At 72.4% G+C, this 24,150-nt stretch carries 18 protein-coding genes; 11 read left to right on the top strand and 7 right to left on the bottom strand.

Annotation, left to right across the window (positions count from 1 at the left end; all coding sequences use genetic code 11):
* Nucleotides 1-79 precede the first annotated feature (79 nt).
* Nucleotides 80-1,693: a glucuronyl esterase domain-containing protein gene (locus FOF52_RS08110; RefSeq protein WP_248593216.1), complete on the bottom strand. Its 1,614-nt coding sequence runs from the start codon at nt 1,691-1,693 to the stop codon at nt 80-82.
* Nucleotides 1,694-2,254: 561 nt separating this feature from the next.
* Complete coding sequence (locus FOF52_RS08105; protein ID WP_248593215.1) at nt 2,255-2,725, bottom strand: hypothetical protein; 471 nt, start codon at nt 2,723-2,725, stop codon at nt 2,255-2,257.
* Nucleotides 2,726-3,371: 646 nt separating this feature from the next.
* On the opposite strand from FOF52_RS08105, the gene FOF52_RS08100 reads away from it, so the two are divergent.
* From FOF52_RS08100 to FOF52_RS08090, 3 genes are all read left to right on the top strand, one after another.
* Nucleotides 3,372-4,115, top strand: a complete 744-nt coding sequence (locus FOF52_RS08100; RefSeq protein WP_248593214.1) for a MerR family DNA-binding transcriptional regulator — start codon at nt 3,372-3,374, stop codon at nt 4,113-4,115.
* Between the two features lie 57 nt (nt 4,116-4,172).
* Entirely contained in the window at nt 4,173-4,664 is a 492-nt protein-coding gene (locus tag FOF52_RS08095) for a nucleoside deaminase (RefSeq protein ID WP_248593213.1), read from the top strand.
* Between the two features lie 74 nt (nt 4,665-4,738).
* Entirely contained in the window at nt 4,739-5,344 is a 606-nt protein-coding gene (locus tag FOF52_RS08090) for a cyclase family protein (RefSeq protein ID WP_248593212.1), read from the top strand.
* Between the two features lie 7 nt (nt 5,345-5,351).
* Here the strand turns inward: FOF52_RS08090 and FOF52_RS08085 are convergent, their stop codons facing one another.
* Complete coding sequence (locus tag FOF52_RS08085) at nt 5,352-6,128, bottom strand: TetR/AcrR family transcriptional regulator (protein ID WP_248593211.1); 777 nt, start codon at nt 6,126-6,128, stop codon at nt 5,352-5,354.
* Nucleotides 6,129-7,168: 1,040 nt separating this feature from the next.
* On the opposite strand from FOF52_RS08085, the gene FOF52_RS08080 reads away from it, so the two are divergent.
* The 3 genes from FOF52_RS08080 to FOF52_RS08070 all read left to right on the top strand — a co-directional run bounded on the left by FOF52_RS08080 (nt 7,169) and on the right by FOF52_RS08070 (nt 12,194).
* Nucleotides 7,169-7,996 carry a P-loop NTPase family protein gene (locus FOF52_RS08080; RefSeq protein WP_248593210.1) on the top strand — a complete coding sequence of 276 codons (828 nt, stop codon included), beginning with the start codon at nt 7,169-7,171 and terminating at the stop codon, nt 7,994-7,996.
* A gap of 161 nt (nt 7,997-8,157) precedes the next feature.
* A complete protein-coding gene (locus tag FOF52_RS08075) occupies nt 8,158-10,977 on the top strand; it encodes a DEAD/DEAH box helicase (protein WP_248593209.1) in 2,820 nt (939 codons plus the stop codon).
* Nucleotides 10,974-12,194, top strand: coding sequence for an SWIM zinc finger family protein (locus FOF52_RS08070; RefSeq protein ID WP_248593208.1), 1,221 nt, complete (start codon nt 10,974-10,976; stop codon nt 12,192-12,194). Before FOF52_RS08075 ends, FOF52_RS08070 begins: the two co-directional genes overlap by 4 nt.
* Nucleotides 12,195-12,242: 48 nt before the next feature.
* On the opposite strand, the gene FOF52_RS08065 is transcribed toward FOF52_RS08070, so the two are convergent.
* Nucleotides 12,243-13,049, bottom strand: a complete 807-nt coding sequence (locus FOF52_RS08065) for a hypothetical protein (RefSeq protein WP_248593207.1) — start codon at nt 13,047-13,049, stop codon at nt 12,243-12,245.
* Nucleotides 13,050-14,042: 993 nt separating this feature from the next.
* Between FOF52_RS08065 and FOF52_RS08060 the strand changes: the two genes are divergently transcribed.
* From FOF52_RS08060 to FOF52_RS08040, 5 genes are read left to right on the top strand one after another with little or no spacing between them, the layout of a single operon-like run.
* Nucleotides 14,043-15,197 carry a Gfo/Idh/MocA family protein gene (locus FOF52_RS08060; RefSeq protein WP_248593206.1) on the top strand — a complete coding sequence of 385 codons (1,155 nt, stop codon included), beginning with the start codon at nt 14,043-14,045 and terminating at the stop codon, nt 15,195-15,197.
* On the top strand, nt 15,194-16,360 hold the full coding sequence (locus tag FOF52_RS08055; protein ID WP_248593205.1) for a dihydrodipicolinate synthase family protein: 1,167 nt from the start codon (nt 15,194-15,196) through the stop codon (nt 16,358-16,360). The genes FOF52_RS08060 and FOF52_RS08055 overlap by 4 nt, the downstream gene beginning before the upstream one ends.
* Nucleotides 16,357-17,247 (top strand): sugar phosphate isomerase/epimerase family protein, encoded by an 891-nt coding sequence (locus tag FOF52_RS08050; protein ID WP_248593204.1) that lies wholly within the window; start codon nt 16,357-16,359, stop codon nt 17,245-17,247. Before FOF52_RS08055 ends, FOF52_RS08050 begins: the two co-directional genes overlap by 4 nt.
* A 59-nt stretch (nt 17,248-17,306) precedes the next feature.
* A complete protein-coding gene (locus FOF52_RS08045; RefSeq protein WP_248593203.1) occupies nt 17,307-18,212 on the top strand; it encodes a 5-dehydro-4-deoxyglucarate dehydratase in 906 nt (301 codons plus the stop codon).
* 6 nt (nt 18,213-18,218) lie between these two features.
* Nucleotides 18,219-19,298, top strand: coding sequence for a mandelate racemase/muconate lactonizing enzyme family protein (locus tag FOF52_RS08040; protein WP_248593202.1), 1,080 nt, complete (start codon nt 18,219-18,221; stop codon nt 19,296-19,298).
* Between the two features lie 688 nt (nt 19,299-19,986).
* Here the strand turns inward: FOF52_RS08040 and FOF52_RS08035 are convergent.
* The 3 genes from FOF52_RS08035 to FOF52_RS08025 form a co-directional block, all read right to left on the bottom strand.
* A complete protein-coding gene (locus FOF52_RS08035) occupies nt 19,987-21,519 on the bottom strand; it encodes an FAD-dependent oxidoreductase (RefSeq protein WP_248593201.1) in 1,533 nt (510 codons plus the stop codon).
* 72 nt (nt 21,520-21,591) lie between these two features.
* Nucleotides 21,592-22,242 carry a formylglycine-generating enzyme family protein gene (locus tag FOF52_RS08030; protein ID WP_248593784.1) on the bottom strand — a complete coding sequence of 217 codons (651 nt, stop codon included), beginning with the start codon at nt 22,240-22,242 and terminating at the stop codon, nt 21,592-21,594.
* A gap of 147 nt (nt 22,243-22,389) precedes the next feature.
* Nucleotides 22,390-24,105 carry a dihydroxyacetone kinase family protein gene (locus FOF52_RS08025; protein ID WP_248593200.1) on the bottom strand — a complete coding sequence of 572 codons (1,716 nt, stop codon included), beginning with the start codon at nt 24,103-24,105 and terminating at the stop codon, nt 22,390-22,392.
* Between the last annotated feature and the right edge of the window lie 45 nt (nt 24,106-24,150).

Here is a 24,150-nt window from a genome sequence, read left to right as displayed (position 1 = left end):
GCGTCGTCCCTGCCGGAGCGGGGACGGAAGCGGGGCCGGCCCCGGCGGGCGACGGGGTGCCGGGGCCGACCGGTGGACATCAGGGACTGCTGCAGGTGATGGCGCTGGGCGCAGAGGAACCACCGGTGGCGACGAAGCCGAAGGTGAGGGATCCGTTGGCCGCGATGGTGCCGTTCCACGGGGTGTTGCGTACCGTGACGGACCCGCTGGTTCCGGTGTTCTGTCCGTTCCAGAGGTTGCTGATGGACTGGCCGGGGGCCAGGGTCATGGTGACGGTCCAGCCGTTGAGCGTGCCGGTGCTGTTGTTGCGGACGGTCACCTCGCCCTGGAAACCGCCGTCCCAGCTGTTGACCGTCCGGTAGTCGGCGATGCAGGCTCCCCCCGGGGCACCGGGGTTGCCCGGACCGCCCGGGCCGCCGGGATCTCCCGGGTCTCCCGGGCCGCCGGGATCACCGGGGCCGTCGGCCAGGGTCGGGGTCTGCCAGTTCCTCCACTGGGACAGGTTGCCGGACTTGCCGGGAGCGATCCTCATCTGGCCGGGGGCGCTGCCGTTGCCCAGCAGGAACGCCTGGATGCTCTGCTGCAGGGGAGCCCGCCACTCGGACCGGTTCGCGCAGTGGGTGCCGTCCTGGACGTCGGACCAGTAGGTGATGTTGCTCTGCGCGCCCAGCGCCTCGTAGATCTCGGCGCCGGCCAGGGCCGCCACACTTCCGGAGCGGGCGCCCAGCCAGTCGATGTGGGGGTTCTCCATGATGAGCAGGCCCCGCGGCGCGATCATGCCGATGATCTGGTGGGTGTCCACCGGAAGCGCGTTCGGGTTGCCGGTGTAGGAGCCGAACGCGTCACCCAGCCACGGCTGCTCGGAGTAGGCGCTGCTCAGCGGCTGGGCACCGGACTCCTGGGCGACCGCGCGGAAGGCGGAGGCGCCGCCGGTGCCCGACTCGATCGGCATGGTCAGCGCGATGCGCTGGTCGAACGCTCCGGCCACGAAGGCGCCCTTGCCGAACCGCGAGCATCCCGTGACGCCGGTCGCGTCCGCGCGGAGGATGGAGCCGCCCGACTGCTCGATGACGTCGATGATCCGGCTCACCCCCCAGCCCCAGGCAGCCAGCAGTCCCGTACTGCTGGAGGAACCGTAGATGTCGTAGAACGCGCCCTGCTTGCTGTTGCGTGACGTGTTCTCGTTGCCGACCGCGTAGGGGTCGTAGTTGATGACGGCGGCGCCAGCGGCCTTGATGGCGGCCGTGTCCGCGCCCAGGCCGCCCAGGACGACGACGGCCGGGAAGGGACCGGAACCGCTCGGCAGGTCCACCGTCGCCGAGAAGCTGGTGCTCCTGCCCTGATGGCTCACCTGCACGGTGATACGGGAGGACGTGACCGTCCCGGTCACACTGTCGGGTTTGCCGGGTTTCTCGCCGTAGACGTACCGCTCCGCCAGTTCCCTGATCTCCGCCCGACGGCACTCCCATTCGCTCTTGCTGGTGATGCGCGTGCCGTCCAGTTTCGTGAAGGGGTCGGGGAGCAGGGAGTGGGCGGCGAAGGAACCCGGGAGGGACACCTGGCAGTGGGTGCCGTTGTCCTCGGCGGCGAGAGCGGTGCCCGCCTGCGGGGTGAAGGTGGCGGCGACCAGGCTCGCGACGGCCACGAAGGCTGTGGCCGCCCATACCCGGGGCCGGTGTCGGGGGAAGCGCATGGGACCTCCAGAAGGGGCACTCTCGACGGGAGCGGTCCCCTGGTGGACGCTGTCGGGACGTGGAGCAGTCGGTGTCCGCCAGGCGGGGGAGAGGCACCGGTCCGGCCCGGCGGGGTGCCGCCGCGAGCGCGGTGACGGAGATGGAACGGGCGCACTCCTGCTGAGGAGGGCGTTGTGGGGGGTCGCAGGCCGGGGCCAGGACCAGAGGGTGCCCTCAAGGTAATAGAAACTCTCGGTAATCTTCCAGTGTCTCAGTGAAGTTTTTTCGGTGTTTTCCGGAAGTTTTCGACGTGGGGTGGTCGGATGCGCAACGGAGGTACGGGGCTTCCCGGCCTCGCTCCAGCGACTCCGGTGGAACGAGTACAGCCCGGCTCCCCTGACCGGAAGCCCCGGCTCCGCACTCGGCACACCAGGGAAGGGAGCCGGTACGCCTCACCCCCGGCAGGAGGAAACCCGACGGCCGCGGCGCCACTCACATCAGGACCGCGCCCACCGCCGCAGACGCCCCACGGCCCAGAGCCGGCAGGGGAAGGAGTTCCCGAGCAGACCGTGCGACACCCCTCACGGCAACCCAGCCGAGCAGGGGGACCAGGCGTCCACAAGAGCGCGAGCCCCGGCACTGACGTCCGCGCAGGCCCGCTCCCGGTCCGCGGGATCCCCGACGAGGAAGACCGCACAGAAGCGGCGACCGAGCCGTCGACCGTGGCCGCTGTCCGCAAGAGCCGGGTGGAAGCAGACGCTCTCCGCGAGCTCGATGACGGTGCCGCTGTCATCGGAGGCAGGGATCGCGGATGCCGCCTCACATGCCAGAACGAGATGGGTGGTCGGTTCGTCGGGCCAGTCCACACCCAGCTCGCGCAACGCCTCGGCGAAAAGCTCCAGCGAGGGGTCGGCGGGGCCCAGGCCGGCGACCCCTCGCAGCGCCGGGGAATCGAGCCCGCGGACGGGCGCGCGGGCGGCATGCACCGGCAGGTCGGACGAGGCACACACCCCGACCCCCGTCCGCGCGGCCACCAGGATCAGCTGCTCCACGCAGCGGACCTACAGAATCTCTCCGGAAACCCGACCGGCAAGTCTCCCACCGGGCACGGAACGGACCGCCCACGGTGACCGCCGCGAGGGAGACACCGAACTCCGTGCCGTGCACACAGCAGGAACGCGGCCCCCGGCGCTGCACACCACCGCCCGCATCGCCGCCCCGGCGAAACGCACGCCACCCGAACGCTCCAGTGCCTCACACGGGCCGCGGCCCCTCCGGGACCGGGAACAGACGGTGGCCGTACACTTCGTCGCGGGCCGCCAGCCACACGGCGGGTGAGAAGACCCCCGGCGGTACGGCGCCAGCGGCAACTCCGCCGGCCGACCCCACCGGCAGAGACACCGAGGAGCAACCGCGCCGACGGTGCAACGGGCGGTTCCGTGCGCTGCGCCATCCGCAGGGCGAAAACACTTGCGGGATGCTGACGGAACACCTGCGGACCGTGACCATGACCGGAGAGTCACGTCCGCCCCGGAGCCGGGAACAGCACCGAGCAGGCCACCGACGGCAGGTGGCGCGCCGCCGTGGACATGCCCCCGCGCAGGGGCGCCCCGGCCGTATCCCCGGCACCCGGACACGTCGTCGACACCTGTCCGAAACGGTTCGCGACAAGCGGCGCCAAACCCGAAGAGAGGGGACATGACCGAGTACCTCAGGCCGGTCGACCTCGCCCGGGAGCACGGAGTGTCCACCCAGAGCATCCGCAACTACGAGGACGAGGGCCTCCTCCCCGCCAGTGAGCGCACCGACAGCGGATACCGCCGCTACACCCGCCTGCACGCCCAAGCGCTCAGGACGTTCCTCGCGCTGCGTGCCGGGCACGGCCACCGGACCGCCGTCGCGCTGATGCACGCGGCGAACAGCGGAGACCTGGCCGAACTGTTCCGACTCCTGGACCGGGCACACGCGGACGCGCAGCGGGAACGCGCAATCCACGAGGAGGTCGCCCAGACGCTCACCGAACTGTCCACGCTCCCCCGCCCCGACACCGGCCGCGGACACGCGCTGACGGTGGGGGAGCTGGCGCACCGGCTGCGGGTACACCCGGCGACCCTGCGCAAGTGGGAGGCCGCCGGCATCCTGTTCCCCCAGCGCGACCCCGCCACCGGCTACCGCCTCTACACCCGTGACGACGAGCGGGACGCCCACATCGCCCTGCGGCTGCGGCGGGGCGGAGCGCGTCTGGAACAGGTGGCCCGGTTCGTCGCCGAGGTCCGCCACACCGGCGGCACCGAAAAACTCGCGGCCTTCCTGGCGGACTGGCGGGAACGGATCGCCCACCGCAGCCGTGCCGCCCTGCGCGGGGCGGCACACCTGGACCGCTACCTGGACCTCCTCGAAGCCGCGGAGGACATCCCCGACACGGGGAACGGAAACGGCTAGGGTCACTCCCGACGGACAGACACCACCGCGAAGCACCGCGGTCCCGGGGAGGTCACGATGGTCAACGACGCTGACATACGGCACCTGCGCCGCTGCGTGGAACTGGCGGCCCAGGCCCTGGAGGAGGGCGACGAACCGTTCGGATCGGTCCTCGTCGCGGGCGACGGCACCGTGCTCGCCGAAGACCACAACCGGGTGGCCTCCGGAGACCGCACCCGCCACCCCGAATTCGCGCTGGCGCGTTGGGCGGCCGAACACCTGACCCAGGAGGAACGGGCCGCGGCGACCGTCTACACCTCCGGTGAGCACTGCCCGATGTGCGCTGCCGCACACGGCTGGGTGGGACTGGGCCGCATCGTCTACGCGAGCTCCTCCGCGCAGCTGGTGGACTGGCTGGCCGAGCTCGGGGTGCCGGCCCCTCCGGTGCGCCCTCTGTCGGTCCACGAGGTCGTCCCCGGTGTCACCGTCGAGGGACCGGTACCCGAGCTCGCCGAGCAGGTACGCGAACTGCAGCGCAGGTTCCACCGCAAGTCGGCGGAGCAGCGTTGAGGACACCCGGCCCGGTCGCCGTCGACGGTCGGCACGGCCACGGGAACCGAAGGCGTGGAGACGCAGGAGGGAAGATGTTCCTGGACCTGTCGGTGCCCGTCACCGAACGGACACCGGTCTACCCGGGCGACCCGCAGATCCGGATCGAACCCGCGGCCGACCTGACGGTCCACGGCTACCGCTGCCACCGCGTCTCGATGGGCACACACGCGGGCACACACGTGGACGCGCCCAGCCACATGCTGGCCGACGGGGCGGGACTGGACCGCTACCCGGTGGAGCGCTTCGTCGGACGGGGACGCCACGTCGACGCACGCGGCGGATTCACCCTCGACGCCGTACGGCGGGCCGGGATCGCCGCGGGCGACATCGTGCTGTTCCACACCGGTATGGGCGACCGCTACCACGAACCGTCCTACTTCACCGACCACCCGGTACTCCCCCTGGACATCGCCGAGTACCTGGTGGAGCGCCGGGTGTCCATGGTGGGGGTGGACATGTGCAGCGTCGACCACGAGCCGTTCGAGACGCACCGCACACTACTGGCAGGCGACGTGCTCATCATCGAGAACCTGACCGGTCTGGACCGGTTGGCGGGACGGGAGTTCCGGGTCTACGCGCTGCCGCTGCGCCTGGAAGCGGACGGCGCACCCGTGCGGGCGGTGGCCGAGCTGCACTGAGCCGCGCTCACACGTCACTCCTGCGTTCGATGAACACCTCGACACCGTCGAGCACACGAGCCAGGCCGAACTCGAAGGCGCGGTCGGGATCGTAGGAGGTGCGGTAGGCCTCGCCCACGGCCGTGCCGACCCGTCCGGCCACCGGGAACCGTGCCGGGTCCATGACCCTCTCCAAGAACGGCGCCTGCGCGTGCCACCACTGCTCGTCGGTGATCCCGGAATCGCGGCGGGTCCGGGCGGTGTCGATCGAGTTGCGGGCCGCGCCGTGCACGTAGTCGGTGACGAGAGTGATCACCGAGTCCATCTCCAGGTCGTTCAGGCCGATGCCGTCGATGGCACGCAGCTGGTACTCGTAGTTGAGCGAGATGTTCGGCCCCAGCGGTACGCGGTTGGTGAGTACCCGCAGCAGCCAGGGGTGACGGTGGCACAGCGCCCAGTTGTCGCGGGCGATGAGCTCCAGCCGGGCCCGCCAGCCCCCGGGGGCCTCGTGATGGCGGCCCAACTCGCCGTGGACGGTGTCGATCATGACGTCGAGCAGTTCGCTCTTACCCGGCACGTAGGTGTAGAGGGACATCGTGCCGACGCCGAGCCGTTCGGCGACCCGGCGCATCGACAGCGCGGCCACGCCCTCGGAGTCGGCCAGTTCGATCGCGGCGCGCACGATGCGCTCCACGCTCAGGTCGTGCTTCCTGCCCCTGCGTCCGCTGTGTTCCCCGGTACGCCACAGCAGTGCCAGACTGCGGGTCGGGTCGGAAGTCCCGGTGCGGTGGTCGTCGGTGGTCATCTCCCGGCCATCCTACGAGGCCGGCGGAGACGGCAGGGGCCGCGTCGGAGGATGCCGACCGGTGCCTGCGTCCCGCACGCGGCCGAAGGGAGCGGTCGAGGATCGCCGCGGAGACACGACGGCGCAGCAGCTCCGCGATCCGGGGAAGGCCGACGCGGCCGCGCGCTCCTCCCAGCAGGGCGCTGTAACGGGTGAGGACATAGCGCAGGCAGTCGGCCTCCCAACGGCACAGCGTCTCGGCAGACGAGCCGCGAGGACGTCCCCGGCGGGGGAGACCACCGTTGCGGAGTGACGGGGCCTCGTCAGGGGCCCCGCAGTGCGGGACCCTGCGACAGGGCGGGGACTGCTCGTCCGGGACCGGAGGGCGGGGCGTGGCGGCGTGGGCCTTTTCCAGGGTCTGCCTCCGGCGCTGTTCGGCCGCCCGTCGGGAGGCCGCGGACCGGCGGGCGGCCTGCTGGGCCCTGCGGACGAAACCGGCGTCGGCCTCCGCGGCCCGGACCCGTTCCACCCGGTACAGGGCCATGGGCCCGGAGGAACGGAAGTACGGGTTGGGGAGCAGCGAGTCGGGTTCACCGAGCAGGTCGCGGACCATCGCGGGAGACCAACCGCGGCGGCGCAGGTCGGAGACGGTGAGTAGGGACGGGGCGTCGGACACGGCAAGGCCTCCCGCGGATCGGTGTGAGGGCATGGGCGACCTGTGTGCTGCCCTGCGTTGGGGCGTTCTGGTCGGGGTCACTCGTTCCGCAACGGTAGGCGGCCCCGGACAGGCGGCTCCAGTGGGATCGGCCGGGGTGTGGACAACCGGTCGTGTACGGCGCGAGGAGGGACTTCCTCAATGTCGTATGGCGTACGGTACGCTGTACGTAGAAAAGAGGAACGACGTCGAGGAGAACCCGTGCACCCCACCGACCACGCCGTCACCGCCCGAGGGCTGGTCAAGCACTACCGCCACACGCGAGCCCCGGGCGGTTCGCCCCGGACCTCCCGGTCGAAACCGTCTGCGGCCTGCTCGACCCAACGGAACAGGTAAGACCACGGCCGTGCGCCTCCTCACCACCCAGCAGCGCACCGACATCGGCCAGGCCACCGTCGCCGACCACGACGTCCCCCACCCGGCCGACCGGGTACGCGCCCGCATCGGCCCGATCAGCCAGAAGACCGCACCGGACGAGGCGCTCACCGGACAGCAGATCCAGAGAAGGCCCGACCGCCAGGGCCGTCTCGCCCCACGGAACGCGTACCGGCGCACCCCGAACCACTGGAGCACTTCGATCCCACCGACACACCCGCAGTACCCCGGAGGCACGCGCCGACGCCCCGACCTGGACGTCGGACCCGCGGTGCTGTCCCCGGACAGACCCACCACCGGCCCGGCCCCGCACGACCGGACCGAGACCTGGCAGCACTGTGGTGCCCTGGTCGACCAGGGCACCACAGTGCTGCTGACCACCCGGTATCCGGATGAGGTCGAGACCGGCTCGCCACCGCATCGCGGTCGCCGACACCGTCCGCGTCACGGCGGACAGGGGCAACGCCGCACTCGCCCCGACCGCATGCTCACCTGCGGCCCGCTCATCGGCCGGCAGGTACGCAGCGGCACCGCGCCCGCACAGACCGCTGCCGCACCGCTGTTCCTCCTGCGCTCCACCCCAGCGTGCCGGCCCGCGCCCCACAGACAGCCACCGCCGTCCAGACCCCGGGGCCTCCTTTCCGCCGCCGTCGCCCCGGCGACCATGCCCGGACGGCTCGGCGCAATCACACGGCGGAACCCGATGCCGGTGACCGTCCCAGCCACCCGGGAACTGCTCGGCACCCCCGACTGGGAGTCACCGCCCGGATCGACCAGCACGCCGTCGGCATGGCCGTGAGCCGGCCGCTGCTGCTGCTCACCACCGCCTTCGCCAAACCGGCCGCGCGACGCCACCGGCCGCTCAGCCGCTGACCGGAGACCCGCGGGCGAGGGGAATCCCCACAGCCGCGGGTCTCGTTGTCCCAACGCAGCAGCCCACCGAGGAGAAGGGCACACCGGATGACCGCGATCGCACCATCCACGGCACGCCGACTGGCCCGCTACGCCGTGACCGTCGAACCGGGCGACCCGCCGCGCACCACCACCCTCGTCCTGTGGAACCCCGACGGAACCGAACCCGACGCCGACACCGGTGAACCCGACACGGTCACCGTCGCCCTGCCACACGGCGACAGCGTCCGCACCGTCACCGTGCCCGCGCTGCGCCTGGACATCACCGAGGCACTGCCGGTGCTGCTCGCAGCCCGGAGCAGCCCGCACGCCCACCCGGCCGCCGCGTTCTGGGGAACGGTCGCCGCGACGGCCCTGGGGCTCGTCGCGCGCGGCCGCCTCCTGCCCGGCCTGTCCGACACCGACCACGACGCCTGGCGGATCGGCCCGCTCGACGCCGACCACACACGTACCCTGCAGGCACTCGCCGACGCCATGCCGCCATCAGCCCGCGCCGTCCCCCTGCCCGACACCGACCCGCCCCTCCTGCCCCTCGCCGAACCACTGGTGCGCGGCCTGGCCGACGCGGTCGCCGACACCCTGGTACGCACCCCGGCCGCGCCCCGCCTCACCGGGGCCGCACCGTTCACCGCCGCCGAACCGCAACGAGTGACGCGCCTGCGCACCTGGACCGACCGGGTCACCGCCGAACTCGACACAGGGGTGCGGCTCTCGCTGCGCGTGGAACTTCCCGACGGAGCCGAGAACTGGGACGACCTCCCCGAGGACGTGGCCCTGCGCGCCGCCGTGCAGGTGCACAGCCGTACCGACCCCGGCCTCGTGGTCGACGCCGCCGACCTGTGGCGCAACGAGGAGACCGCTCTGGGACCGCGGGCCCGCCTGGACACGACACTGGCGCTGCGCCGCGCCGCCCCTGCCTGGCCGCCGCTGGAACAACTGCTGGACACGAACGTCCCCGACGCCCTCACCCTCACCGACGCCGACCTCGACGACCTGCTCGGCACAGCCGCCGAACGCCTCGCCGAGGCAGGCGTCGACGTGCACTGGCCCCGGAGCCTGACCCGCGACCTCACCGCCGCCGCCGTGGTACGCGACACCGACACGTCCCACGGCACCGGCCCCGGCCTGGGAACGGAACCGTTCGCGCTGGACTGGCGCATCACCCTCGACGGCACCGAGCTGACCGCAGCCGAACTCGACCGTGTCGCCGAGGCGCACCGCCCCCTCGTACGGCTGCGCGGCCGGTGGGCGCTTCTCCCCTCCGACCTGCTCCGCAGGGCACGTCGACGCGGCCACACGCCGCTGGCCCCCGTCGACGCACTCGCCGCCGCACTGACCGGAACCGTCGAGGTCGACGGCACACAGGTGCCCCTGACAGCCACAGGACGACTGGAGCGGTTGCGGGAACTCCTCAGCGATCCCGACAGCGGGGAGGAGCCCGTGACCCCTCCAGCAGCCCTGGCCGCCCCCCTGCGCGACTACCAACTGCGTGGACTGCGCTGGCTGGACCGCATGACCCGGCTGGGCCTGGGCTGCTGCCTGGCCGACGACATGGGGCTCGGCAAGACCGTCACCCTCATCGCGCTGCACCTGCTGCGCGCCGAACGGGCCGAGCAGCCCGGTGCCACCCTCGTGGTGTGCCCTGCGTCCCTGCTGGGCAACTGGGAACGGGAGATCCGCCGCTTCGCCCCCGCCACCCCGGTCCACCGCTTCCACGGCAGCGACCGCGAACTGGCCCCCGAACCCGGCTCAGTCACCCTCACCACCTACGGCACCCTGCGCGTCGACACCGCACGGCTCACCGGGATCGACTGGGACCTGGTCGCCGCCGACGAGGCCCAGCACGTCAAGAACCCCGCCTCGGCCACCGCACGCGCGCTGCGCCGCCTACCCTCCGCCGCGCGCGTCGCCCTCACCGGCACCCCCGTGGAGAACAACCTGACCGAACTATGGGCCATCCTCGACTGGACCACCCCCGGCCTGCTCGGCCCCCTGGGACGGTTCCGCGCCCGCTGGGCCGACGCCGTGGAGTCGGGCACCGACCCGTCCTCCGCCGCACGCCTGGCCCGACTCGTCCGCCCGTTCCTGCTGCGCCGCCGCAAGAGCGACCCGGGCATCGCCCCGGAACTGCCACCCAAGACCGAGACGGACCACCCGATCGCCCTCACCCCCGAACAGGCCGGACTGTACGAGGCACTGGTACGCGAGAGCATGGAACGTGTCCGCGCCTCCTCCGGAATGGCCCGCCGCGGCCTGGTCATGGCGCTGCTCACCGGCCTCAAGCAGATCTGCAACCACCCCGCCCAGTACCTGAAGGAGTCCGCGCCGCGCCTGCCGGGACGCTCCGGAAAACTGGACCTGCTCGACGAACTCCTCACGACGATCCTCGCCGAGGACGGCGCCGCGCTGGTGTTCACCCAGTACGTGGCCATGGCGCGGCTCATCGAACGGCACCTGCGTGACCGCGGCGTGCCCGCGCTGCTGCTGCACGGCGGCACCCCGGTGGCGCGCCGAGAAGAGCTGGTCCGCGCCTTCCAGGACGGACAGGCGCCGGTACTGCTGCTGTCACTGCGCGCCGCGGGGACCGGTCTCAACCTCACCCGCGCCGACCACGTCGTGCACTACGACCGGTGGTGGAACCCGGCCGTGGAGGAGCAGGCCACTGACCGAGCCCACCGCATCGGACAGGCCCGCCCGGTACAGGTGCACCGCCTGGTGACCGAAGGCACCGTCGAGGAGCGCATCGCCGCCATGCTGGAGGCCAAACGCGGCCTCGCCGAGGCGGTGCTCGCCTCCGGCGAGGCCGCCCTCAGCGAACTGACCGACACCGAACTCGCCGAACTGGTGGAACTGAGGAGGAACCGATGAGCGGCACGGACGCCGAGGCCCGCGGTTTTCCCGCCTTTCCCGCGGTTCGGGGGCGCGGCGGCACGGCCCGCACCTGGTGGGGCAGGGCCTGGATCGGTGCGGTGGAACAGGCCGCGCTCGACGCGGACCAGCTGCGCGCCGGCAGCGCCTACGCCCGCACCGGCAGGGTGGGCAGCATCGCCGTCAGCCCTGGACAGGTCTTCGCGACCGTCGACGAACCCGAGGGGACGCTGCGGGTGAGCGTGTCGGTGCGCACCCTCACCGACACCGAGTGGGACCGGTTCGCCGCCGAGGCCGCCGCCCGGGCCGGGCACATCGCCGCACTGCTGGACCACGACATGCCTCGCGACCTCGTCCGAGCAGCAGAGGAGGCGGGGGTGCGGCTGCTGCCCCGCGACGACGAGTTCGACTTCGCCTGCGACTGCCCCGACTGGGATCACCCCTGCCGGCACGCGGCAGCCCTGTGCCACCAGTTCGCCTGGCTGCTGGACCGCGACCCGTTCCTGCTCCTGCTCCTGCGGGGCCGCGCCGAGCACACGCTCGTCCACCAACTGCGCCGCGTCCGCACACCCGCCGTCGGCGCCGTCGAGCCCGCCGCTCCCGTTTTGGACGGGGAAGACGCCGCTCGGGCCTGGCGCCGCCCCGTCCCACCGCTGCCCGAACCCATCGCGCCACCCCAGAGCACCGGTGCCGTGCCCGCACTGCCCGAGACCGAGGAACTCGACGTCACCGCACTGCGGCGGCTCGCCGCCGACACCGCGCACCGTGCCGCGGCCCTGCTGCGCGGCGAGAAGAGCATCGACCTCGACGTGTGGCAGGACACCGTGCGGCTGGCCGCCACCTGCCCCGAGGAGCGGCTACGGCTGCGACTGGCGCGCGCCAGCGGACGCGCCGAAGACTTCGAACGCGCCGTCCGCGCCTGGCAGCACGGCGGCGCAACCGGTCTGGAGACACTGGAGCGTCCCTGGCAGCCGCCTGCGGACGAGATGGCGCGGGCACGCACCGCGCTGCGTGAGGCGTGGCCGGAGACGGAGTTCGGCGAGGCGCGGACCTGGCGCAACCGGTGGACATTGCCCGAACGCGGTGTACAGGTGCGGTACGGGCGTGACGGCCGCTGGTACCCCTACCGGCTGGAGGACGGAAAGTGGTGGCCCGCCGCGCCCAGCGCCACCGACCCTGTGGCGGCACTGGGCGCGCTGCTGGACGGGAAGCTGTGAACGCGGTGGGCGCCGGGTGCGGCCCGCACCCATCGCATCGGGTTCGGGTCAGGAGAACAGTTCTTCGGCGGTTGTGACGGTGAGGGCGCGGCGGACCCAGGTGGCGAGTTGGTCGAGGTCGGTGCAGGAGGTGATGCGGTGGCGGACGTGGTCGGGGACCGTGATGCCGCGGGTCTCCAGGATCAGCAGTACCGAATTGGCCTCGCCTTCAGCTCGACCTTCGGCCTTGCCCTCGGCGAAGACGCGGCCGAAGAGGTCGGACTTGAATTCGTAGGTGCCGGTGGTCACAGCGTCCTCCAGGTATTTCCTGGCCGCGGCGGGCAGCACCGCAAGCACGTAGTCAGCGTACAAAGTTCCCTTGGCCGGGGCGAGTGAGTCGATCGCGGGGAGCAGTGCGTCCAGGACCGCCGGGTCACTGGCGTGGTGGACGATCGCGGCCAGGATCGCCAGTTCCGGTTCGGCGCAGGCCTGCCCCGGATCGGTAACCGGGGCCAGGTCCGTCAGGGACAGCACGACCGGCCGGTGCACCAGGGAGCCCCAGCCCAGGTCGATCGGGGCGGCACACCACTGGGCCACCGCCCTGTTCGGAGAGAGGACGAGCAGGACCGTCGGACATTCCAAGCGAGCGCGCAGATTGGCCACGTAAGCGGGCCAGCTGAAGCGTTTGCGTTCGTCGGGACGGCGTTGGCATTCCACGACGATGACCAGCACCGGGACCGGGGCGCCCGCACCGGAGTCCGGAGGGCGTTCGAGGACGACGACGGAGTCGGCGCGCAGTTCCGGCGGCGCGGTGGTGGTCGCGTCCCCCGAGTCGCACCGGGCCCGGGTGAACTCCGGCAACGGTGTCGCGGACACGTGCTCCAACAGACAGGGGGCCAGGGCGGGGAAATGGCGAATGAGGTCGAGGGGAAGTTCGTGCTCCAAAGGCGGCATGAGCGGAAAGATGCGGGGAATCCGGATAACGACGGTAATTGAGATGCGAAATGCCCGAATGGTCCACCTGTAAAGCTGGCTCGCAGGAAAGAGGCGAAAAATCCGTTTTATTTGGTGTTCCCTGTTCCGTCGTTGTGTCGGTGGCCTGCGGTGACTCGGGTTCTTCGTCGGCAGGGCCAGAGCGTGTCGCTCGACACCGAGGTGCTTTGTGGTCGACCGGTGGGTTCTGTGAGATCTTTTCCGGGCGGTCCGGTTCCGGTCTTTCCTTCTCTTCCCTGCCGGAAGGTCGTCACCACGAGTTGACAGGACCGTCGAATCCGCCGGCGCGGTGCTGTGGCGAGCAGCCCCGAACACTGGGAAAACGGATTCCGCGTGTCCGGGGAAACGGACGGACGCCGCCTCGGGGGCGGTGGGGTCCGGGCTGCGCCGACGGGGACGGCGGGGGGAACGGGTGCTCGGGTGCGGTCTCGGGCGGCCCTGGGAAGAGTCCTTGGCGGAGTTTTCCGGAACACCTTGACCGCACTGTCGGCCGCCGGTGTGACTGACAGCACGAACACGGAGAAGCTGACCGGGCCCCGGTCGCCGGAGGGGAAGCTCCGGTCTTCCCGCAGGAACAGGGCGGGAAAGCGCCCGGTGCCCCGTGCCGAGGGTGGGCAGAGGCGCGGTGAGCAGCAGGAGGCCGTCGGCCGTGTGGAGGCCGAGGAGCGGGTCCCCCGCGGAGCCGACCTCGGGGAAGGGGTCCTCCAGGTGCCGGTGTGGAGCGATCGGCCCGGGGAGCCGTACCACTGCCGTTCCGGAACACCCCACCGCCTGCTCCCACCCCGGTGAGATGGGCTTCTCCGGGATCCCCACTGGCGTTCAGCGCAGGTTTGGCGTACTTTGGAAAGCGCTTTCACGAGAAAGGTGGGACGACACATGGGTGATCACGTGCTGGGTGTCGCCATGAACGGCGTCACCGGACGCATGGGATACCGCCAACACCTGACCAGATCGGTTCTGGCCATCCGCGACGACGGCGGAGTGGAGCTGCCCGACGGCTCCCGGATCATCCCCGAACCGATCCTCGTCGGACGGTCGGCGGAGAAACTGCGCGCGATCGCCGAGCGGCACGGGATCGAGCGGTGGAGCACCGACCTCGACACGGTGCTCTCCGACGACTCCGTGGAGATGTACTTCGACGCCCAGATCACACACGCCCGAGAGGCGGCGGTGCGCAGCGCCATCGCCGCGGGCAAGCACGTCTACGTCGAGAAGCCGACCGCCGACAACCTCAGTGCCGCCCTTGAACTGGCCAAACTGGCCCGCGACGCGGGGGTGAAGAACGGCGTCGTCCAGGACAAGCTGTTCCTGCCCGGACTGCTCAAGCTGCGCCGCCTCATCGACAGCGGGTTCTTCGGACGCATCCTGTCGATCCGCGGCGAGTTCGGCTACTGGGTCTTCGAGGGAGACTGGCAGCCCGCGCAACGCCCCAGCTGGAACTACCGGGCCGAGGACGGCGGCGGCATCGTGCTGGACATGTTCCCGCACTGGCACTACATCCTGGAGCAGCTGTTCGCCCCGGTGCGCTCGGTCACCGCGCGCGTGGCCACCCACATCCCCGAACGCTGGGACGAGAACGGGCAGCGCTACGACGCCACCGCCGACGACGCCGCCTACGCGGTGTTCGAACTGGAGGGCGGGATCGTCGCGCAGGTCAACTCCTCCTGGTCGGTGCGGGTGGACCGGGACGAACTGGTGGAGTTCCAGGTGGACGGCACGCACGGCAGCGCCGTCGCCGGACTCCGCAACTGCCGGGTCCAGCACCGCTCGGTCACCCCCAAGGCCGTGTGGGACCCCGACGCCGTCGACCCGGGCGGCTACCGCGAGCAGTGGGACACCGTGCCCGACAACACCGAGTTCCCCAACGGGTTCCGCGCCCAGTGGGAGCTGTTCCTCAGGCACCTGCGCACCGACGTGCCCTTCCCCCACGACCTGCTGGCGGGAGCGCGCGGGCTGCAGCTGGCCGAGGCCGGCCTGCGGTCGGCCGAGACCGGTCGCACCGTGGAACTGGAGGAGGTCTCCCTGCCGTGACGTCGCCGACCCTGCGGCTGCCCAACGCATCGGGCGCCCTGGAGACCTACACCCTGCTCGGCTCACCGGTCACGCCCACACGCACCGGTCCGGCGCGGTCGCGCACTGCTTACGCCGCCGCCCACGTCGTGGCCGACCCGCTGGGCGGCAACGGGCCCGGACGGCCCGCCCGGCTCGACTGGGACGCCACCCTGGCCTTCCGCCACCACCTGTGGGACCTGGGCCTGGGCGTCGCCGACGCGATGGACACCGCCCAGCGCGGCATGGGACTGGACTGGGCCGCCACCGCCGAACTGATCCGACGCAGCGCCGCCGAGGCCGCCACGAGGGGCGCGGCCTTGGTCTGCGGCGTCGGAACCGACCAACTGGAGGTCGGGCAGGCCACTCTGGAAAGCGTTATCAAGGCGTACGGGGAACAGTTGGAGGTCGTCCAGGGGGCGGGCGCGACCCCGGTCATCATGGCCAGTCGCGCCCTCGCGGCCATCGCCGGCGGCCCCGAGGACTACGCCAAGGTGTATGGGCGGCTGCTTGCCGAGGTCGACCGGCCCGTCGTCCTGCACTGGCTGGGCGCGGTCTTCGACCCCGCGCTCGACGGCTACTGGGGGCACGCCGACCCCGCCGACGCCATCGAGGGCGTGGCCGCACTCATCGCCGACCACGCCGAGAAGGTCGACGGCATCAAGGTGTCGCTGCTGGACGCCTCCCTGGAGGTACGGCTGCGCTCCCTGCTGCCCGCGGGGGTGCGGCTGTACACCGGCGACGACTTCAACTACCCCGACCTGATCCTGGGGGACGGCGACGGCCACTCCCACGCGCTGCTCGGCGTGTTCGCGGCCATCGCACCGGCCGCGGCCGAGGCCCTGCACGCCCTGGACGACGGCGACATCGACCGCTACCGCGCGCTGCTGGAACCCACCGTGCCCCTGGCCCGGCACCTGTTCGCCGCGCCGACCTTCTACTACAAGACCGGCATCACCTTCCTGGCCTGGCTCAACGGACACCAGAAAGGGTTCTCCATGGTAGGTGGCCTGCACAGCGCCCGCGACCTGACACACCTGGCGACCGCGTTCCGCCTCGCCGACGCCGCCGGAGTGCTCACCGACCCCGACACGGCCGCGGCCCGCATGCGCACCCTGCTCACCGTCCACGGGGTGGACCAGTGACCGAGACCGCCACAACCGCCGTCGACGTCCCGTCCGGGAAGCCCGCGGCCGTGCCCACCCCCCGACCGGGAGACCCCCGACTGGCACGCCTGTCCCTCAACCAGGCCACGGTCAAACGGTGGAGCCTGGCCGAGGCCGTCGAGGGATGCCGGCGCGCCGGCATCCCCGCGATCGGCCCGTGGCGCGAACCGGTCGCCGAAATGGGACTGGCCGCCGCCGCCCGACTGCTCCGCGACTCGGGGCTGCGCGTCTCCTCCTACTGCCGCGCCGGATTCCTGACCGACCCCGACCGGAGTGTCGCCCTGGACGACAACCGGCGAGCCATCGACGAGGCCGCCGAACTGGGAGCCCCCTCCCTTGTGATGGTCGTGGGCGGACTCCGGGAGGGCGAACGGGACCTGGCAGGCGCGCGTGCGCGGGTGGTCGACGCCCTCGCCGAACTCGTCCCCTACGCAGCCGAACGCGGCGTACGCCTCGGTTTGGAGCCGCTGCACCCCATGTTCTGCGCCGACCGCGCGGTGCTGTCCACCCTCGGCCAGGCCCTGGACATCGCCGAACGCTTCGCCCCCGACGAGGTGGGCGTGGTCGTGGACTCCTACCACGTGTGGTGGGACCCGCAGGTGTACGAGCAGATCGCCCGCGCCGGCCAACGCACCGTCATCTACCAGGCGTGCGACTGGGTGCTGCCGATCCCGGCCGACGCGCTGCTGGGCCGCGGCATGGTCGGTGACGGCTACGCCGACGTCGGCGGACTGCGCCGGGCCGTGGACGCGGCCGGCTACACCGGGGACATCGAGGTCGAGATCTTCAACGCCGACGTCTGGGCCGCCGACGGCGACGCGGTGATCGCCACCGTGGCCCGCCGCCACGTGCAGTACGTCGTCTGAACCCTGCCCACCCCACCGGTCCGGAAAACGTGTTTCCGGACCATGACCAAGGAGCCCTCATGGACTTCAACGGAATCCTGTTCTTCCCGCTCACTCCCTTCGACGAGCGGGGAGAGTTCCACGAGGCCGCGTTCGACCAGCACGTGTCCTCCGGACTCGACCACGGGGCGGGCGGCGTGTTCGCGGCCTGCGGCACCGGGGAGATCCACGCCCTGTCCGCTGCCGAGCACGCCCGCGTGGTGGAGCGCGCGATCGCCGTCACCGCGGGCCGGGTACCGGTCATCGCCGGCGCCGGCGGCAGCGTGAGCACCGCGATCGAACAGGCCGCCGCAGCCCGCGAACTGGGCGCCGACGGCGTCCTGCTGCTGCCCCCCTACCTGGTGAACGCCCCCCAGCGCGGCCTGGTCGACTACGTGCGCACCGTCGCCTCCGCCGTGGACATCCCGATCATTGTCTACCAGCGCGGCACGATGGTGTTCACCCCCGACAGCGCCGCAGAACTCGCCGAGATCCCCTCCGTGGTCGGTTTCAAGGACGGCGTGGGCGACCTGGGGCAGATGCACCAGATCGTGCTGGCCGTGCGGAAGAAGCGCGGCGACGACTTCGTCTTCTTCAACGGCCTGCCCACCGCCGAACTGACCTTCCAGGCCTACCGCGGCGTGGGTGTTCCGCTGTACTCCTCGGCCGCGTTCGCGTTCGCGCCGGAGGTCGCCACCGCGTTCTACCGGGCCGCCCACGCGGGCGAGGAACTCGCCGACACCCTGCTGCGCGAGTTCTACGACCCGCTGGTCCGGCTGCGCGACCGCGTCCCCGGATACGCGGTCTCCCTGGTCAAGGCCGGGGCGCGGCTGCGCGGAGCCGACGTGGGCGGGGTGCGGCCGCCGTTCGTCGACCCCGACGAGGCCGACCTCGCCGAACTGCGCGCGATCATCGACACCGGACTGGCCCTGGTCAAGGAGAACTGACCGGGCATGCGGATCAGCGAGATCACCGCCGAGGCCCACCGGCTGCCGCTGCACCGGGCCTGGGACGGCGGGGTGGACCGCAACGACGTGGTGGTGGTCCGGGTGGTCGCCGACACCGGGCAGGTCGGCACCGGATTCGCCTGGACCCCGCTCATCGGCGCGGGCGCGGTGCTGGCGCTGCTACGCGACGACTGCCCGGCCGCGCTGCTGGGCCGCGAGGTGAACCCGCCGGCGCGCTGGGACGAACTGCGCTGGCACCTGCGTGAGGCGGGCACCAGCGGGTTGACCCTGATGGCCGCCGCCGCGGTGGACATCGCGCTGTGGGACCTCACCGCGCGGGCGGCCGGGGTGAGTCTGGTCGACCTCGTCGGGCGGCGACGCGACCGCGTGGCCGCCTACGGCAGCGGGGTCAACCTCGACTACTCCCTGGAGGAGCTGCTGGAACAGGTGCGCGGCTGGCTGGCGGCCGGGCACCGGGCGGTCAAGATCAAGGTGGGCTCACCGGAGCTGGACCGCGACCTAGAACGGGTGGCGGCGGTGCGGGAACTGATCGGCCCCGACCGGCTGCTCATGGTCGACGCCAACCAGCGCTGGGACCTGCCCACGGCGGTCCGGGCGCTGGCCGCCCTGGAACGGTTCGACCCGTACTTCGTGGAGGAGCCGCTGCCCGCCGACGACCTGGCGGCGCACGCGCGACTGCGGGAACGCACCGCGATCCCGTTCGCGATCGGGGAGAACCTGCGCACCACCGCCGAGTTCGAGGCGGCCCTGCAGGCGGGAGTGTGCGACATCGCCCAACCCAACGCGGTACGGGTGGGCGGCATCACCCCGTTCCTGCGGATCGCGGAGCTGGCGGCGCGGCACAGCGTGCCCGTCGCACCGCACCTGCTGCCGGAACTGTCCACGCAGCTGGCACTGTGCGTGCCTCGGGCGGGGATGGTCGAGGACATCGACCGGGCCTCCTTCGCCGCGCTGGGCGCGCTCGCCCGCCCCAGCGGGGTGGAGATCACCGCCGGGTGGGCGAACGCGGCGACCGGTCCGGGCCACGGCCTGGAGTTCGCGGCGGACCTGGCCCCGATCGGCTGACCCTCCACCCCACGGCCGTGCCCTTTCCACCGCTCCGATCGCGGGGGAGGGCACGGCCTTCCCCGGGCCGCCGCGCGGGGGCGCGGCGGCCCGTTGCGCTTCTGCGCGGCCGACTCCCCGAGCCGTCCGGAAGCGAAGCCCGGTGGAGCCCTCCGCGGCGCGCTCGTCCCGGTGCCCGGAAGGGCCGTCGCCGCCGACACGGAAGGCGACCGGGAAGACGCGGACCGCCGCGTGGCGGGCGTCCTGCACCGCCCTCGTGCTCCACGGGTATTCCGACGGTTCTGCTGACCTGCGGGACAGGTCCACCGCGGCCGACCGAGGGGGCGAGGAGCCGGGTGAACCTGCGCGAACCCGCGCCACGGAGCCCCACGGGACAGGAGCCCCGAGCCCGAGGAAGGCCTGCCCGTCACGTCCACCCTGAGCACCAGGGCGTGGACAAGCCCTCGCGGAAGGCCAGTCGCGGGTCCTGCGGACCACGGGGTACCCCGTGGTCCGCAGGGGACCGGAGGAGAGCCGGGCCCACCGCTTCCGCGAGTTCTACGAGCGCAACGGGTTCCTCCCGCGGTAGCCGTTCCGCAGGAAGAGGAAGGACCTCGGCGCGGTCCGCCACACGGTCGGACACGTGCGGCCGGTCGACGAGGCGGACCAAACGGCCTCCGAGGCCGACCGCCGCGCGGCTCGGAGCGGGTCAGCGGGGCCGCTCGACGTCGACCGGCTCCAGCGGGCGGGTGGCCGGACCGTGCACGACCCGACCGTCCACACCGAAGCGGGAACCGTGGCAGGGGCACTCCCACGCCTCCTCGGCGGCGTTGAAGGCCACGATGCACCCCAGGTGGGTGCAGCGCGCCGACACCGCGTGGACGTCGCCCGAGTCGTCGCGGTAGACGGCGCAGCGCCGCCCGTGCACCCGTACCACGGCACCGCTGCCCGGCGGGATCTCGTCGACCGAGTCGACGTGCGTGGTGGCGACCCGGTCCCCGATGAAGTGCCTGGCCACCGACGCCTGGAGTTTGAAGAACGCGGGGGCGTCGCGCAGGCCCCGCAGCCGCCGCGGGTCGTACAGCTCGGCCCAGGGCGCGGAACCGCCGGTGATGAGCGAAGCGAGCAGCCTGCCCGACATGACGCCGTTGCTCATGCCCCAGGCCCCGTAGCCGGTGGCGACCCACACGTGCCGGGTCCCCGGGTGGAACAGGCCGACGTAGGGCACCCGGTCGGTGGTGTGGTTGTCCTGGGCGGCCCACCGGTGGGTGATCTCCTCGACGCCGAAACGCTCGCGGGTCCACTCGGCCAGCCGCAGATAGCTCTCCTCGGTGTCGCCGGTGCCCGGCTTGAACACCTCCCCGGTGACGATGAGCAGCCGCCGCCCCCCGTTGAGGGGGGCCGTGCGCACCGAGCGGGTGTTCTGCTCGGAGGTGAGGTAGGCGCCGCCGGGAGCCCGGTCGGCGGGCAGCGGGCCCGCCACCACGAGTTCGCGGTGCGGTTCCAGGCGGGAGAACATCAGCGCCCGGTCGAACACCGGGTAGTGGGTGGCCACGACAATGTCGCGGGCGGTGACCGTCGCCCCGTTCTCGGCGGTGACCCGGCACGGGGAACCCTCGTCCAGGCCGACCACGCGGGTACGTTCGTAGACCTGCCCGCCACGGTCGAGGAGGTCGGCGACCAGCGCCAGCAGGTACTTGCGCGGGTGGAACTGGGCCTGCCCGGTCACCCGGACCGCTCCCGCCACGTCGAAAGGCAGTCCGGTGTCGGTGGTGAAGGAGGCGGGCAGTCCGGCCTCACGCGCCGCGTCGACCTCGGCACGGACCTGGTCGACGCGGTCGGCGGACTCCACGTAGGAGTAGGCGGGCACGTGCTCCAGGTCGCAGTCGATGCCCAGCTCCGCGGAGACCTCGGCGACGTGCTCGACGGCCTCCTGCTGGGAGCGCGCGTACAGACGCGCCCCCTCCACACCGTGCGTCCTGCGCAGCCGGGCGTAGACGAGGCCGTGCAGCGCCGACAGTTTCGCCGTGGTGTAGCCGGTGGTGCCGGCAGCCACGCGGTCGGCCTCCAGGACCGCCACGGAACGCCCCTCACGGGCCAGTTCCCAGGCGGTGCAGAGGCCGGCGATACCGCCGCCGACCACCGCGACGTCGACCTCCACGTCGCCGTCGAGCGCGGGGTGCGGCGTGGGCGGGACCGTGTCCATCCAGTACGACTCGTGGGTTCCGGGCAGCGTCGTCATGGCGGGCCCACTTCCCGTGTTCCCCGTCAGCGACACATACCGGGAACGGGGCCCGGTGCGGACTGTCGCGTCTCAGCCGGTGCCGGAGCGGGCGACGCGGAACCCGACGTCGTCGGTGCGGAAGGTGGGGTGGCTGCGGCGGCGTACCGAGACCCGGCAGCTCCAGTGCTCGTCGAACCAGCCGCCGCCGCGCAGCACCCGGTAGTCGCCGTAGACCTCGGGGTCGTAGCGGTCCCAGCACCATTCCCAGACGTTGCCCAGCATGTCGTGCAGGCCCCACGCGTTGGGCCGCCGGCCGCCCACGTCGCGGATCCGCTCCCGGGAGTTGCGGCGGTACCAGGCGATCTCGTCGAGGGGGCCGTAGCGCGGGCCGCTCGTCCCGGCCCGGCAGGCGTACTCCCATTCGGCTTCGGTCGGCAGCCGGTACCCGTCGGCGGAGGTATCCCACGCGACGTCCTCGGCGTCGTCGTCCAGGCGGTAGACGGGCGTCAGCCCCTCGGCACGGGACAGGGCGTTGCAGAAGCGGACCGCGTCCCACCAGGAGACGCTCTCCACGGGCAGTCGGTCGCCCCGCGAGACGCACGGCTGTTCCCCGGTGACCTGCGCGTACCGTCGCTGGGTGACGGGGACCACGCAGATCCGGTAGGGCGCGAGTTCCACCGGCCACCTGCGCCGCGTGCGTCGGTCCGACAGCATCACCCGTCCGGCGGGGAGGGCGACCATCCTGTGCGCTGAGCCCGTGTCCACGGGGGTCGATCCTACGCGTCCGCCGGTTCCTGCCGCGCTGTCTTGTCCGGGAAGGACCCGCCGTGGCCGGTTTCGGCCGTGGCGGGCCCTTCCCGGTGGGGCCGGGGAGGGCCCGGTGAGGAGTCAGCCGATCCGGTCGCGCAGGGCCTCCAGGAAGCGCAGCACCGCCACCGAGCCGGGGTCGGGTTCGCCGACACTGCGCTGCCCCACCCAGGCGGCCCGGCCGCGGGCCGAGGCCAGGTTCCGGGTCTCGGAGACGGTGCGTTCGGCTGCGGCGACGGCGGCTTCGGCGGCCGTGCGTGCATCGGTGGTGTCGGACAGGGCCTCGGCCACCGCCAGCAGCACGTCCAGGAAGGTCTTGTCGCCGCGCCGGGCACCGCCGCGCTCCTGGACGCGGTGGGCGACGGCCTCGGTGATCCGCGCGGCGTCCGCCGCCGTGACCCCGTCGACGTCGTCGGTCTCGGCGGCGGCGTGCAGCAGCCCGGTGCCCACCAGCGCGGCGAACGTGGAGGGGTTGGCGGAGGCGAACGCCACCCCCGCCGTCCGCAGCAGGTCGGCCGCGTGCACGTCCGCGGGCAGGCCCAGCAGGGCCTCGCGGACCGCCGTGGCGCCGGTGGAGACGGTGATGCCCAGGTCACCGTCGCCCAGGCGGGCGTCCAGGGCACGCAGCTCCTCGGCGTGGGCGGGCAGCTCGGCCAGGGCGTCGACGAGCAGGGCGCGCAGAGTGCTGGTGCGGCCGGTCCGCCGCACCCGCGCCCCGCCGGAGGAGTCCGTCCGTTCCACGGGAATGTCGGCGGCGGGGACGGGCGCGACCGGTGCGACCTGCCCCTGGGCGAAGAACGGGGAGGCGGCGGGCGCGTCCAGCAGTTCGGCCAGTTCGTCGTCGAGCAGCAGCAGCGACAGGGACGCCCCCGCCATCTCCAGGCTGGTGGCGAACTCGCCGATGTAGCGGCGGTGGATGGTCACCCCGCGTTCGGTGAGGACGTGGTGGACACGCCGGTAGATGAGGTAGAGCTCCTCCAGCGGGGTGGCGCCCAGCCCGTTGACCAGGACCGCGACCCGCTGCCCCGGGGCGGGGTCCAGTTCGGCGAGGATCTCGGTGAGGAACCGGTCGGTGATCTCGTCGGCGCTTTCCAGCGGGCCCCGGTGGCTGCCCGGCTCGCCGTGGATGCCGATACCGACCTCCATCTCGCCCTCGGCGAGGGTGAAGGTGGGCTCGCCCGCGGCGGGCAGGATCGTCGGGGACAGGCCCACCCCCATGGTGCGGGTGGCGTCCACGGTGCGCTGGGCGATCTCCCGCACGCCCGCCAGGTCGTCGCCGCGGTCGGCGGCGGCGCCGGCGGTCTTGTAGGCGAAGAACAGCCCGGCCACCCCGCGCCGGGTCGACTCCTTGCCCCGCGGGGCCGAGAGGATGTCGTCGGTGCCCAGCACGGTCGCCGTGGCGATGCCCTCGGCGGCGACGATGTCGGCGGCCAGGTCGAAGTTGTAGATGTCGCCGCCGTAGTTGCCGTACAGGTAGAGCACGCCCGCCCCGCCGTGGGAGGCGCGGGTGGCCGCCGCGATCTGCTCGGCAGAGGGGGAGGAGAACACGTTGCCGACCGCGACGCCGGTGGCCAGGCCCTGACCGACGTAGCCGAGGAAGAGGGGCAGGTGGCCGGAGCCGCCACCGGTCACGATCCCGACCCGGCCAGGCACGGGCGCGTCCGCACGGACCAGCGCCCGCCGGTCCGCCGAGGCCGCACGCAGCCGGTCGGGGTGGGCCAGCAGCAGCGACTCGGTCACCTCGTCGACGAAGTCCTCCGGGTTGTTGATGATCTTCTTCAGTGCCACGTCGCTCACTCGCTATCTCGCTGGGGGCGTGGCGGACGGCGCTCCGCCCGCCAC

This window comes from Thermobifida alba (assembly GCF_023208015.1).
GTDB lineage: Bacteria > Actinomycetota > Actinomycetes > Streptosporangiales > Streptosporangiaceae > Thermobifida > Thermobifida alba.
This window is presented reverse-complemented; position numbering and strand designations above follow the sequence as displayed.